We start from the raw sequence: 13,248 nt of genomic DNA, 5'->3' as shown, positions 1-13,248 counted from the left end.
TAGGGTGGAGATTATGGATCACAGCGGCCGGATGGACAGCCGGCCTTTCTGGTGCTCCAGCGTGCGCGCCAGGAGCCGCATCAGGGCGTAGACCGCGTCGATGTGCGGGGTCGGCACCTTCGTCAGCCGCCCGAGCTCGATCACGGAGCCGACCAGGGCCTCGAGTTCGATCGGCCGGCCCGCCTCCACGTCCTGCAGCATCGAGGTCTTGTGGGCGCCGACCTTCTCGGCCCCGGCGATGCGCCGGTCGATGCCGAGCCGGAAGGTGATCCCCAGCGTGTTGGCGATGGTCTCGGCCTCGCGCATCATCTCGGCGGCGAGCGCCCGCGTGTCCGGGAACTGGCAGATGTCGACCAGCGTCGCGTGGGTGAGCGCGCTGATCGGGTTGAACGAGAGGTTGCCCCAGAGCTTCAGCCAGATCTCGGCCCGGATGTCGCTCGTCACCGGCGCCTTGAATCCGGCCCGGATCAGGCGCTGGGCGAGGCCCTGCACGCGCTCCGACATCTCGCCCGAGAGCTCGCCGAGGCCGAAGCGCGACCCTTCCACCACGCGGACCACGCCGGGCTCGGTCAGCACCGCCGCCGGGTAGACGACGCTGCCGATCACCTGCCGGGGATCGATCGCCGCCGCGATCAGCCCGCCCGGATCGGCCGTCTTCAGCTGCGTGCCCGCGTAGGCCCCGCCGTGCTCGTGGAAGTACCACCACGGGATCCCGTTCTGCATCGTCACCACGAGGGTCTCGGGGCCGATCAGCGCCTTCAGGTCCTGGGCGATCGGCCCGACCTGATGCGCCTTGAGGGTCAGAAGCACCACGTCGTGGATCCCCGCCTCCGCCATGGACGCCGTGGCGCTGAGGTCGCGGACATGGACTTCGCGCCCGTCCTCCTCGATCAGCCGGATGCCGTCGCGGCGGATCGCCTCCAGGTTGGCCCCGCGGGCGATGAAGGTGACCTGCTCCCCGGCATCGGCCAGGCGGACGCCAAGATAGCCCCCGATGGCGCCCGCCCCCACGATCGCGATGCTCATGCTCCGCACTCCCCGCCCGCCCCAAGATTTCGGCTTGCGAAAAGAGTCAGCGCATTCAGCGGACTTTCACAAGCCCCCTATGGTGTACATTATGCCTGAAGGTCAGCGGGCCTTCGACAGCGGGTCCGCGATGCTCTCGAGCGACTTTCCCTCCGCGTCGACGCCGAGCACCCACTCGGTGCCGGCCGCCAGGAGGAGCAGGAGCGCGGCGCCCGCGTAGCCCGCCGCCAGGGCGCCGTGCAGGCCGGATTCGATCAGGCGGGTGAACAGCCAGGGGGCCGCGACGCCGCCGGCCGCGGTGCCGAGCGCGTAGAACACCGCGATGGCGAGCGCCCGGGTCTCCAGCGGGAAGATCTCGCTCGCCGTCAGGTAGGCAGAACTCGCCGCCGCCGAGGCGACGAAGAAGATCGCGATCCACGCGAAGGTCTGCGTCCAGGCGGTGAACAGGTCGAGACCGAAGGCCACGGCCGTGACGAGCAGCATCAGGCCGCTCACCGCGAAGGTGCCGGTGATCATGCGGCGCCGCCCGATCGTGTCGAAGAAGTGGCCGAGCAGCAGCGGCCCGAGGAAGTTGCCGATGGCGAGCGGCACCAGGTAGGTGCCGGCCCCAGTCTCGGGGATCCCGTAGAACTTCGCCAGCACGAGGCCGTAGGTGAAGAACACGGCGTTGAACAGGAAGGCCTGGGCCGACATCAGCACCAGGGCGAGCAGGCTGCGCCCGCGATGCGGCCCGAGCATCGAACCGAAGATCTCGCCGAAGCCGAAGCTCGCCTTAGGATGCACCTCCAGCGCGCCCTCGGCCGCGGGCAGGCGCTGGCCGGTCTCCTTCTCGACGGTGCGCTCGATCTCCGCGACGGTCTGCTCCGCCTCCTCCTCGCGCCCATGCACCACGAGCCAGCGCGGGCTCTCGGGCACGTAGCGGCGCAGGAGCAGGATGCCGAGGCCGAGCACGCCGCCGATGCCGAAGCCGAGGCGCCAGCCGAGATGGGCCGGAACCAGGGAGGAGTCGAGCAGCAGCAGCGAGGCGCCGGCGCCCGCCGCGGCCCCGACCCAGAAGCTGCCGTTGACGATGAGGTCGACCCGGCCGCGGTACTTGGCCGGGATCAGCTCGTCGATGGCCGAGTTGATCGCCGCGTACTCGCCGCCGATGCCGAGCCCGGTGACGAGCCGGAAGAGCGCGAAGCTCCAGAAGTTCCAGGCGAGCGCGCTCGCCAGCACGCCGCCCACGTAGATGATCAGCGTCGTGTAGAACACGACCCGCCGCCCGTAGCGGTCGGTGATCCAGCCGAAGCCGAGCGCGCCCGCCACGGCGCCGACCACGTAGAAGGAGGCGGCGAGGCCGATCTGCTCGACCGTGAGGCCCAGCGCCTGCTTGTCCTGCAGCATCGGGCCGATCGACCCGACGATGGTGACTTCGAGCCCGTCGAGGATCCAGGTCACGCCGAGCGCGATGACGACGAGCAGGTGGAAGCGGCTCCAGGGCAGCCGGTCCATCCGGGCGGGGATGTCGGTGCGGACCCTGCCATCCGCCGGGGTCCTCGCTGCATCGGCCGTCGCTTGCACCGTCACCTCCCTGAAGCGGGAGGGCAAACCGCAGCGCGGCTTTTCCGTTCCGGCACGCGGCCGGATTCTCAGGGCGGCGCGCCGAATTCCGCCGCGAGGGTGTCCCGCGTCGTCTGCGTCAGGCGGGCGAGCACGCGATGCGCGGCACCGGGAAGCGCGCGGCCGTCCAGGGCGACGATGGGGGCGACGAGGCGGAGGGAATTCGTCAGGAACAGGGCTTCGGCGCCCGCGAGGTCCGCTGGCGTCAGCGAGCGCTCCGTCGCCGGCAGCCCGAGGGCCGGAGCCTGCGCCAGGATCCAGCCCCGCACGATGCCCGCGAGAACGCCGTCCGCCAGCGGCGGCGTGATGAGCGCGCCGCCGATCACGGCGAAGAGGGTGCCGCTGCCCGCGCACGCGACGTGCCCGTGCGTGTTGAGGAACAGCGCCTCGTCCGCTCCCTCCCGCGCGGCCTCCTGCGCGGCCAGGACCGCGTCGAGGTAGCCGAGCGTCTTGTGGCGGGAGGCCGGTGAGGTGTCGTTGCGGCGGATGGAGGTCGTGTGCAGCGAGAGCGGCGCGAAGGCCGCGCCGGGAGGCGCGAGCGGGGCGGCCGTCACCAGGATCCGGGGGCGCGGCTCCGGCGGCGGGCGCAGGCCCCGCGGGCCGCTGCCGCGCGTCGCGGTGGTGCGGAGCGCCGCCCGGTCATGTCCGGCCGCCATCGCCCGCATGCCCGCGGTCACCGCCGCGGGATCGATCGCGAAGCCGAGCGCGGCGGCCGAGGCGACGAGGCGGGCGACATGGGCCGCCTCGAACATCACCCGCCCGTTCACCACGAGGGCGGTGTCGAAGACGCCATCCCCCAGGAGGAAGCCGCGATCCGCGGGATCGAAGGGGATCGTCGGCCCCTCGACGACCGCCCCGTCAAGCCACGGCATCGGCGGGTGCCCTCCGGAAGGCCCGCGCGAGGCGGAGGAAGTTCGCGAAGAGCGCGTGGCCGTGCTCGGTCAGGACCGATTCCGGGTGGAACTGGATGCCGTAGGTCGGATGCTGGCGGTGGGACAGCGCCATCACCTCCCCTTCCGCCGAGACCGCGTCGATCGTCAGGCTGCGCTCCATGGCGGGACGCGGCGCCACGATGAGGGAATGGTAGCGCCCGACCCGCATCGGCGAGGGCAGGCCCTGGAACAGCCCCCGCGCCCCATGCGTGATGGGGGAGCCCTGCCCGTGCAGCGGTCGCGCGGCCCGCTCGACCCGGCCCCCGAAAGCCGCGCCGATGCATTGGTGGCCGAGGCAGACGCCGAGGATCGGCACCTCGCCCGAGAGCGCGCGCACGACGTCCAGCGAGACGCCGGCCTCGGCGGGGCTGCAGGGACCGGGCGAGATCACCACGGCCTGCGGGGCGCGGGCGCGGATCGCCGCCACGTCGAGGGCGTCGTTCCGCGCCACCGCGACCGGGGCGCCGAGCTCCTCGAAGTAGCGCACGACGTTGAAGACGAAGGAATCGTAGTTGTCGATGACGAGGATCATCCTGGTTGCCTTGCGCCGCCTCGCGGGCGGCCCGTGACGCGGGGGCCGCGACCGCATGATCGCCGCCTGCGAGAAGGGTGCCGAGGCCCGTCGACGTCGCAGCCTCGGGGGGAGCGACGGCGCCGGTCTCAGCCCGCCTCCGCGAAGGCCGCGAAGATCCGCTCGGCCTTGGTCAGGGTCTCCTCGTACTCGGCGACCGGGTCGGAGAGCAGGGTGATGCCGCCGCCCGCCTGCAGCACGGCCTGCCGCTCGTCCATGACCACGGTGCGGATGGCGATGTTGGTGTCGAGGCTGCCGTCGAAGCCGATCCAGCCGATGCTCCCGCAGAACAACTCGCGAGCGTCGCCCTCGATCTCCGTGATGATGTCCATGGCGCGCAGCTTCGGGGCGCCGGTGATCGAGCCGCCCGGGAAGGTGGCGGCGATGAGGTCGAAGGCGTCCGCCCCGTCCCGCAGCCGCCCTGTCACCGCCGAGACGAGGTGGTGGACGCCCGCATAAGTCTCAAGGTCGCAGAGGGCCGGCACCGTCACGCTGTGAGGCGCGCTGACCCGCGAGAGGTCGTTGCGCAGGAGATCGACGATCATCACGTTCTCGGCCCGGTCCTTCTCGCTGGCGAGGAGCGCCTCGGCGCGGGCGCGGTCCTCCGCCGGATCGGCGGAGCGAGGGGCCGTGCCCTTGATCGGCCGCGTCTCGATCGCGCGCCCGTCGAGGCGCAGGAAGCGCTCCGGCGAACTCGACGCCACTGTCAGCCGATCGAAATCGAGAAAGGCCGCGAAGGTGGCGGCGTTCCGGACCCGCAGGCGCCGGTAGAACGCGAAGGCGTCGAAGCCGGGGGGCAGCGCCGCGGTGAAGCGCTGGGCGATGTTCGCCTGGTAGATGTCGCCGGCCCGGATGTAGTCGCGCACCCGCTCCACCGCGGCCGCGTAGGTCTCGGGCGTGAAGTTCGACGCCCAGGTGAGCGGCGGCCCGCTCCCGGCCGCGGGCCCGGGTTCGGGTCCGTCGAGCCGCGCGGCGACGGCGTCGAGGTCGGCCCGCGCGCGCCGCTCCCGGGCGGCGGGCTCCGTCTCGGGGAAGCCCGAGGCGATCAGGTGGCACGTCCCCTCCCGGTGGTCCAACGCCAGGATCGTGCCGTAGAGGTTGAGGGCGCCGTCGTCGCAGAGGCCGGCGCGGCGGGGCGGCGCGGCGACGCGCTCCAAGAGCCCGCCGAAATCGTAGGCGAGGTAGCCGATGGCGCCGCCCTGGAACGGGGGCAGGTCCGGCCGCGCCTCGGTCCGGTAGGGTGCCAGGATGCGCCGGATCGCGGCGAGCGGGCTGCCGTCGAGCGGCGCGCCGTCGAGGAAGGCCCGGCCGCCGCGGACGCGGATCTCCGCGAAGGGCGCGGCGGCGAGGTACGAGTAGCGCCCGAGCTCCGGGTGGCGCATGGCGCTGTCGAGGAACGCCAGGCCGCCCAGGTCCCGCAGGCGCGCGGCGGCGGCGATCGGGTCGAGGGGCGGGAGGGGCCGGATCCACATGGCGCCCTGATACAGGAGGGCGGCGGCGCGGCGGAAGCTGGCGGATGGTGGGGATCGGAGGTCAGAGGCGGATCACCCTCCCCCCTCTGCGGGGGAGGGTGGCGAGCGGAGCGAGCCGGGAGAGGGGCCGGCGCGACGCTGATCCAGGTGTCGCCCGGCACTGACGGTCGAGTGTGATCCTGAAGCGGGGTTCCCCTCTCCCGCCCCACTCCGTGGGGCACCCTCCCCCGCAGAGGGGGGAGGGTTCGGGGTTCCGCCGTTCTCAGCTCCCCGCCCGCTCCTTCAGCGCCGGGATGAACAGGTCCGACCACGTCGCCGGCTTCGTCTTGATGATGCCGGCCCGGTGCATGAACTCCGCGAACTCCATGATCCCGTTCGGGGTCGCGGAGAACCGGCTGTCGGGGTCGTCCAGCATCTGGGCGACCTCCTCCTGCGTCACTTTCACCTTCGAGGCCCGCGCGAAGATCTCGGCCGTCTCGGCTTTGTGCTCCTTGATGAAGGCGCAGGATTGGTCGAGGGCGGCCAGGAAGGCCTGCGTCATTTTCGGATTCGCCTCCGTGAAGCGCTTCAGCGCGAAGACCACGTCCAGGGTGATCGGGCCGAACAACTGCGAGGCCTTGATCACCGTGTGCACCTTCGGGTCGGCGCGCTCCACCTGCGTGAAGGGCGGCGAGGCGAAGTGGGCCACGATCTCCGTCCGGCCCGAGAGGAGCGCCGCCACCGCCTCGGGATGCGGCAGGCCGACCGTGCTCGAATCGAGCTTGTTGTAGTTCTCTGGCCCGAACGTCTTGGCAACCGCCATCTGCAGCACGACCGCGGCGAGCGAGGTCTTGATGCCGGGGATCGCGATCTTGTCCTTCGGCGTGAAGTCCGCGAGCGACTTGATCTCGGGCTTGTTCACGTTGAGGTCGAGGGCCGTGGTCGATAAGCCGGAGACGCCGATCACCTCGGTCTTGGCGCTGCCCCGCCCCTTCGCCCACAGGGCGAGGAAGCCCGGGGCGCCGGTCCCGGCGATGTCGAGCGAGCCGGCGATCATCGCGTCGTTGATGACGTTGCCGCCGTCGAGGGTGAGCCAGGTCACCTTCACGTCGCCGAGCCCCGCCTTGGCGGCCTGGGCCTCCAGGAACTTCTTGTCCTGCATGACGAAGAGCGGGAGGTAGAGCACCCCGTAGCCCTTCGAGATGCGCACCTCGGAGACCTCGGCGCGCAGGGGGCCGGCGGAGAGCCCGAGCGCGAGCGCCGCGCAGGCTGCGGCCCGCCGCCATGTCCGTCGGATCATCGTGCGTTTCCTCGTGTCGTTGGTTGCCGGATCAGGGGGGGTCAGTGCTGCATGCCCCAGCGCCGGATCGTGCGCTTCTCGATGTTGGCGAAGATCACGTTCTCGACGAACAGGCCGATCAGGATGACCGTGAACAGGCCCGCGAAGACGTTGGTGGTCTCGAGCGCGTTGCGGTTCTCGAAGATGTACCAGCCGAGTCCGCCCGAGCCCGACGACACGCCGAAGACCAGTTCCGCGGCGATCAGGGTGCGCCACGCGAAGGCCCAGCCGACCTTGAGGCCGGTGAGGATGCTCGGGAAGGCGGCCGGGATCAGGATCATCCGCACGAGCTTGAGGTTGCGCAGGCCGTAATTCAGCCCGACCATCCGCAGGGTGTTGGACACCGAGCGGAAGCCCGCATGGGTGTTCAGCGCGATCGCCCACAGCACCGAGTGCACGAGGACGAAGACCACGCTGCCCTGGCCGAGACCGAACCAGATCAGCGCCAGCGGCAGCAGCGCGATGGCTGGCAGCGGGTTGAACATCGCGGTCAGCGTCTCGAGGAGGTCGGTGCCGATCCGCGAGCCGATGGCGATGGTGGTGAGGATCGCCGCGAGCGCGATGCCGATGCCGTAGCCGATCGCCAGCGTCTGGAGCGAGATCAGGGCCTTGGCGGGGATCTCGCCGCTCAGGATCGCCTGGCCGAAGGCCTCGATCGTGGCCGTGAAGGTCGGGAACAGCAGCGGGTTGTCGAGCCAGCGGCCGTAGGCCTCCCAGACCAGCGCCAGCACGGCCAGCACCGCGCATTTGCGCAGCCAGCCCTGCCGGTAGAGGAGGTCGGGCAGCGACAGGCGCTGCTCGACCGCGACGGCGCCGGACGCGGTGGTCTCGCGCAGGATTTCGGGCCGCTGGTCGAGGCCGAGGGTGGAGGTGGAGGCGGTGCTCATGGGCGTGTCTCCCGGGCGTGGTCTTCGTGTCAGGCGAACAGCATGTCGTTGATGCGGGCTTCGAGGGCGCCCTGCGCGGCGGTGCCGAGCTCGGCGGGCTTCAGGCTGTTGAGTTCCGCCTTGACCTGGCCGGGATGCGGCGAGAGCAGCAGGATGCGCGTGCCGACCTTGATCGCCTCCTCGATCGAGTGGGTGACGAACAGCACCGTGAAGCGCGTGTCCTCCCACAGGCGCAGGAGCTCGTCCTGCATCTTGCGGCGGGTGAGCGCGTCGAGCGCCGCGAAGGGCTCGTCCATCAGCAGGATGTCCGGCTCCATCGCCATGCCGCGGGCGATGGCGACGCGCTGCTTCATGCCGCCCGACAGCATGTGCGGGTAGGAATCGGCGAATTTCGCCAGCCCGACCTTCTCGATATAGGCCATGGCCCGGTCGGTCGCCTCGGCGCCGGAGGCGCGGCCGCTCGCGGTGAGCGCGAAGGCGACGTTCTGCTTCACGGTCTTCCAGGGCAGGAGCTGGTCGAATTCCTGGAACACCATCATCCGGTCGGGGCCGGGCTCGGTGACCTTCCGGCCCTTCAGCCGGATCTCGCCCTCAACGGGGGTGAGGTAGCCGCCGATCGCCTTGAGCAGCGTCGACTTCCCGCAGCCCGACGGCCCGAGCAGGATGTAGCGGTCGCCCGGCAGCACCTCGAAATCGACCCGGTAGGTCGCGGTGACCAGATGGTCGCTCGTCTTGTACTGGAGCGTGACGCCTTTGACCGTGAGCAGCGGCTCCGGGACAAGGCTCGGGCGTGCGTTCATCACGTTGCCTCCCTGGGGTTCTCTGGTGCGCCCGCTTGGCCGGGCCTTGACCGATGCGGTACGGTCCGAACCTGACGCCAACCTGACAGGCAGGGCGGGAGGGAGGGCGGGGCCCGATGCGGATCCTCGTGGTGGAGGACACCCGGGACGTGGGCGACGCCATCGCGACGCGCCTGCGCGGCCTCGGCCACGCGGTGGATTGGGAGCGCGATGGGACCGAGGCCGACGCGATCCTGGAGGTCCAGGCCTACGACCTCGTCCTCCTCGACGTGAACCTGCCGGGCCTCGACGGCTTCGCGATCCTGCGGCGCCTGCGCGCGCGCCGCGCCCGCACGCCGGTGCTGGTGCTGACCGCACGCTCGGAGGTGGACGACCGGGTCGGGGCGCTGGACCTCGGGGCGGACGACTACCTCGTGAAGCCCTTCGACTTCCGCGAGTTGGAGGCGCGGGTGCGCGCGCTGCTGCGGCGCCAGGCGGGCCACGCCGACAACGCCATCGCGCTCGGCAACCTCGTCCTCGACCGGGAGGCCCGCAGCGCCAGCGTCGGCGGCCTTCCCCTCGACCTCACGCGGCGGGAATGGACGCTGATCGAGATCCTGGCCGGCCGGCCCGGCAGGATCTTCGGAAAGGGCGAATTGCTGGAGCGGGTCACCGGCTTCGAGGAGGAGGCGAGCGAGAACGCCGTCGAGCAGATCGTCGCGCGGCTGCGCCGCAAGCTGACGCAATCGGGCGCCGAGCCGGAGATCCGCACCCTGCGCGGGCTCGGCTACCAGGTCGTGTGGCCCCCGGCGTGATCGCCCCGACGCCCTCCCTGTTCCTCCGCCTCGTGGCGGTGCTGGGTCTGGTGCTCGGGATCGGCGCGGCCCTGCTCCTCGCGGCCGCCTGGGCCTCGGCCCGGCTCGCCGCGGACCAGGCCTACGACCGGCTGCTCGTCGGCGCCGCCCTCCAGATCGCAGAGACGATCGCCAGCGACGGCCGGGAGGTCAGCGTCGACCCGCCCTTCTCGGCCTTCGAGACGCTCGGCCTCGCCCCGCGGGACCGCGTCTTCTACAAGGTGCTCGATCCGTCCGACGGTCTGCTCACCGGCAACGCGGACCTCGCCGTCCCGGTGGAGCGCGCCCGCCTCGGCGAGGGGCCGATCCTCCTCGACGCCGTCCACAAGGGCGAGCCGGTGCGGGTCGCGGTGGTCGGGCGCTACGTCCCGGACGCGAGCCGTGCGGGCTTCGCCGCGGTGGTGGTGGCGCAGACGCGAGAGGCGCGCTCCTCGCTCGCGGCCGACCTGACCGCCAAGGCGAGCCTTCTCGTCCTGGCGATGAGCGCGCTGGCCCTCGGCGCCGTGATCGTGGCGGTGCGCGCGGCGCTGCGTCCCCTCGCCGCCATCGAGCGGCTGCTCGCCGGCCGCGGCCCCAACGACCTCGATCCCCTGGCGGTGGCGGTGCCGCGGGAGATCCACCTCCTCGTCGGCTCGATCAACCACTTCATGGACCGCCTCGCGGGCCACATGGCGATCATGCGGCGCTTCATCGCCGACGCGGCCCACCAGATCCGCACGCCGCTGACCGCCCTCTCCGCGCAGGTCGACCTGCTCTCGGCCGAGGACGACGAGGCGCGGCGGCGCGCGCAGGTGGCGCGCGTCCAGGCGCGCACCGCCGAACTCGGGCGGCTCACGAACCAGCTCCTCAACCACGCCATGGTGATCCATCGCTCGCGCGCGGTCCCGCCGGCACCGGTGGATCTCGCGGCGCTCGCCCGCCAGACCCTCATCGACGCGATCCCGGTCTCGGGGGCCCGGCTCGTCGACATCGGCTACGAGGGCCCCGCGGAGGGCCTCGTGATCCGGGGCGACCCGATCGCCCTGCGCGAGGCGCTGGCGAACCTGATCCACAACGCCCTCAAGCACGGCGCCCCGCACCGCCTGACCCTGCGCACCGTCGGCGAGGCGGGCCGGGTCCGGGCCGAGGTGGTGGATGACGGGGCCGGTATCCCCGTCTCCGAGTGGGCGCGCGTCCGCGAGCCGTTCCAGGCTGCCTCGGGCGGTGCGATCGGGTCGGGTCTCGGGCTCGCCATCGCGGCCGAGGTCGCGGTGGCGCATGGCGGCGAGATGCGCTTCGAGGCGCGCTCGCACGAGGGCTTCGCCGTCGTGCTGGTCTTCCCGGCCGCCGCGGAGGCGGTCCCGTGAGGCGGCGGGGCGCGCTGGCGCTGGCGCTCCTCGCCTGGACAGGCCCGACCGCCGCCGCGGAGGTCACCCGCTATCCGGCGCCCGAATGGTCGCGGGTCGAGCTGACGATCCGCGCGGCCGCCGACCGTGATGCCATGGACCCGCTGATCCGCGACTTTCAGGCGGTGACGCCGGATGTCACGGTCGTGTACGTGGAGTACCAGACGGCCGAGCTCTACGCCGAGGCGGCCGCGGCCTGCGGCAGCGGCCGCGCCTCGGGCTTCGCCGCCGACATCCTGATCTCCTCCTCGGTCGACCACCTCGTGAAGCTCGCCAACGAGGGCTGCGCCCGGGCCTACCGCTCGCCCGAGACCGCGCGGCTCCCGGGCTACGCCGCGTGGCGCGACGAGGTCTTCGGCTTCAGCGCCGAGCCGGCGGTGTTCGCCTACCGGCCCGACCTCGTGCCGCCGCGGGAGGTGCCCCGCAGCCGGGTGGAGCTGATCGACCTCCTGCGCGACCACGCGGATCGCTACGCCGGGCGGATCGGCTCCTACGACGTGGCCCTGTCGGGGATCGGCTTCCTCTTCGCCGCCTACGACGCCCGCAGCGCCGCCACCTACGGGCGCCTCATCGAAGCCTTCGGGCGCGCGAACCTGCAGGTGCGCTGCTGCACGAGCGACCTCATCGCGGATCTGGAGGCGGGCCGCCTCGCGCTCGGCTACAACCTGCTCGGCTCCTACGTGTACGGGGCGATCCGGCGCGGCGCCAAGCTCGGGATCGTGGTGCCGCGGGACTACGCGCTGGTCCTGAGCCGCGGCGCCCTGATTCCGGTGAGCGCGGTCCATGCGGCCGAGGGCTTCGCCTTCCTGGACTACCTCCTCTCCGAGCGCGGGCAGCGGGTCGGCCGCGAGAAGGCGTTCTTCTTCGGCCGCGACGGCCCGCTGCCGGCGGGCGTCGACGGCCCGCCGAGCCTCGCGGCGGCGGGCGTCTTCCGGCCGATCGCCCTCGGGCCCGCCCTGCTCGCCGTGCAGGACCGCGCCAAGCGGGCGCGCTTCCTGGCGGAGTGGCGCAACTCCATCGGGCTCGACCGGGCGCGGGCGGGTGGGCCGTAGCCTGGATCGCATGGCTCGACGGTATTCACCCGCCCCCCCCCCCGCTTTTCCGGGTCGCATTCCGCTGTCGCTGCATGCGCCCGGAGAAGCGGAGTGCGAGGTCGAAGATCTCGCTCCGCCGCTCGGAGTGTCTCACCGCGGCAGCACCTTCGCCGCCTGCAGCCGCCGGATGGCGTCGATCACCGCCTGCGCGCTGTCCACCGTCTCGCAGAATCCGGCCCGCCGGATCTTGCCCATGTCCGAGACGAGGTCGAAGTCGGAGTGGAACACGAAGTCGCCGAAGGCCCAGCCCACGGCCTTCGCGTAGGGCTGCCCGGACAGGCCCTGCTCGGCGGCGAGCCGCGCCCAGACCGGCCCCTGGTCCGCCATGTGCCGGGCCAGGGTCAGCGGGATCGGCGGCCCGAGCGGGAGGTCGAGCGCCGCCCCGACCTTCTCCCAGATCCGCCGCCAGCGGAACGGTTCGTGGACGTAGTTGAAGGCCTCGTCGCGGGCCGCCGACGCCGTGGCCGCCCACAGGCTCGCGCGGGCGAGCGCGCGGGCGTCCGTCACCTGCGCGAGCACGCCCTCGTAGACATGGGCCGGACCGGGGAAGCGGAAGGCGGCCCCGTCGGCACGGCTGAGGGCCGCGAAGGCGCCGATCACCATCGCGATGTTCATCGGGTTGCCGATCGCGTCGCCCACCACCACGTCCGGGCGCAGGATCGCGAAGGACGGGCCGCCAGCCGCCGCGCGGCGCGCGAGTTCGTCCTCCTGCGCGTAGTAGAAGTTCGGCCCGACGTGGCGCGGCGTCTCGTCCTCGTAGAAGGGTGAGGGAACGGGGCCGAGATGGACGCCGTAGACCTTGGCGCCCTGATAGAGCACCACCCGCTCCAGCGGCGCCTCCACGGCCGCGAGACCGTCGAGGAGGTGGCGCAGCATCGCCCCGTTGACCTCGGCCTCCGCGGCGAGGTCCGGCCGCGGCGACAGCGCCGCGTAGAACAGGTGCGTGGTGTCGGCCGCGCCGGCGAGAGCGGTCCGCGTCGCTTCCGCGTCGGTCAGATCGGCCACCACCGCGCCCGGCGTCCCGTGCGGGCGGCGGGTCAGCGCGCGGGCGCGCCAGCCCGGCGTGCCGGCGATCTCCTCCATCAGCGCCTTCCCGATGATGCCGTGCGCGCCCGCCACCAGGGCCGTTCTCTCGGATGCCGCCATGCTCGCTCCTGCGCACCGCGCAAAGGTCCGGCAGGACAACGCCGCAGGACGGCCGGCGGTCCCGCCCGATTCGTCGCGCGCAGCATCGGCGACAGATCGCCAAACTCGGATTTATACTTAAGCTCGGTAAATAGGTTTATGGTTCTCTCTGGCCTCTGTGAATGGATGACCACGCCGATGCT

Annotated in this window: 12 protein-coding genes; 3 read left to right on the top strand and 9 right to left on the bottom strand. The window is 72.1% G+C overall.

What is annotated here, in order from left to right; all coding sequences use genetic code 11:
• Positions 1-18: 18 nt before the first annotated feature.
• The 8 genes from ACW9J6_RS18985 to ACW9J6_RS18950 form a co-directional block, all read right to left on the bottom strand.
• Positions 19-1,026, bottom strand: a complete 1,008-nt coding sequence (locus ACW9J6_RS18985; protein WP_457118064.1) for a 2-dehydropantoate 2-reductase — start codon at positions 1,024-1,026, stop codon at positions 19-21.
• 102 nt (positions 1,027-1,128) lie between these two features.
• The gene (locus ACW9J6_RS18980) at positions 1,129-2,520 is read right to left on the bottom strand and encodes an MFS transporter (RefSeq protein ID WP_457118128.1); all 1,392 of its coding nucleotides are present in this window, start codon (positions 2,518-2,520) and stop codon (positions 1,129-1,131) included.
• Positions 2,521-2,657: 137 nt separating this feature from the next.
• Positions 2,658-3,500, bottom strand: a complete 843-nt coding sequence (locus tag ACW9J6_RS18975; protein ID WP_457118063.1) for an aminotransferase class IV — start codon at positions 3,498-3,500, stop codon at positions 2,658-2,660.
• The gene (locus tag ACW9J6_RS18970) at positions 3,487-4,092 is read right to left on the bottom strand and encodes an anthranilate synthase component II (RefSeq protein WP_457118062.1); all 606 of its coding nucleotides are present in this window, start codon (positions 4,090-4,092) and stop codon (positions 3,487-3,489) included. Before ACW9J6_RS18970 ends, ACW9J6_RS18975 begins: the two co-directional genes overlap by 14 nt.
• Positions 4,093-4,220: 128 nt before the next feature.
• The gene (pabB, locus tag ACW9J6_RS18965) at positions 4,221-5,603 is read right to left on the bottom strand and encodes an aminodeoxychorismate synthase component I (RefSeq protein ID WP_457118061.1); all 1,383 of its coding nucleotides are present in this window, start codon (positions 5,601-5,603) and stop codon (positions 4,221-4,223) included.
• A 262-nt stretch (positions 5,604-5,865) separates the two neighbouring features.
• Positions 5,866-6,882 carry an ABC transporter substrate-binding protein gene (locus tag ACW9J6_RS18960; protein WP_457118060.1) on the bottom strand — a complete coding sequence of 339 codons (1,017 nt, stop codon included), beginning with the start codon at positions 6,880-6,882 and terminating at the stop codon, positions 5,866-5,868.
• A 41-nt stretch (positions 6,883-6,923) separates the two neighbouring features.
• Positions 6,924-7,808: an ABC transporter permease gene (locus ACW9J6_RS18955; protein WP_457118059.1), complete on the bottom strand. Its 885-nt coding sequence runs from the start codon at positions 7,806-7,808 to the stop codon at positions 6,924-6,926.
• A 29-nt stretch (positions 7,809-7,837) separates the two neighbouring features.
• On the bottom strand, positions 7,838-8,608 hold the full coding sequence (locus ACW9J6_RS18950) for an ABC transporter ATP-binding protein (protein WP_457118058.1): 771 nt from the start codon (positions 8,606-8,608) through the stop codon (positions 7,838-7,840).
• A gap of 116 nt (positions 8,609-8,724) precedes the next feature.
• On the opposite strand from ACW9J6_RS18950, the gene ACW9J6_RS18945 reads away from it, so the two are divergent.
• Genes ACW9J6_RS18945 through ACW9J6_RS18935 form a run of 3 tightly spaced genes read left to right on the top strand, consistent with a single transcriptional unit; the run spans position 8,725 to position 11,878 of the window.
• On the top strand, positions 8,725-9,402 hold the full coding sequence (locus tag ACW9J6_RS18945; RefSeq protein ID WP_457118057.1) for a response regulator transcription factor: 678 nt from the start codon (positions 8,725-8,727) through the stop codon (positions 9,400-9,402).
• Positions 9,399-10,787, top strand: coding sequence for a sensor histidine kinase (locus ACW9J6_RS18940; protein ID WP_457118056.1), 1,389 nt, complete (start codon positions 9,399-9,401; stop codon positions 10,785-10,787). The genes ACW9J6_RS18945 and ACW9J6_RS18940 overlap by 4 nt, the downstream gene beginning before the upstream one ends.
• Complete coding sequence (locus ACW9J6_RS18935; protein ID WP_457118055.1) at positions 10,784-11,878, top strand: extracellular solute-binding protein; 1,095 nt, start codon at positions 10,784-10,786, stop codon at positions 11,876-11,878. The genes ACW9J6_RS18940 and ACW9J6_RS18935 overlap by 4 nt, the downstream gene beginning before the upstream one ends.
• Before the next feature lie 132 nt (positions 11,879-12,010).
• Here the strand turns inward: ACW9J6_RS18935 and ACW9J6_RS18930 are convergent, their stop codons facing one another.
• The gene (locus ACW9J6_RS18930; RefSeq protein WP_457118054.1) at positions 12,011-13,066 is read right to left on the bottom strand and encodes an SDR family oxidoreductase; all 1,056 of its coding nucleotides are present in this window, start codon (positions 13,064-13,066) and stop codon (positions 12,011-12,013) included.
• Positions 13,067-13,248: the final 182 nt, after the last annotated feature.

This window comes from Methylobacterium sp. JK268, from assembly GCF_054052225.1.
The sequence above is the reverse complement of the archived record's forward strand: the minus strand, read 5'-3'. Positions and strand labels throughout refer to the sequence as shown.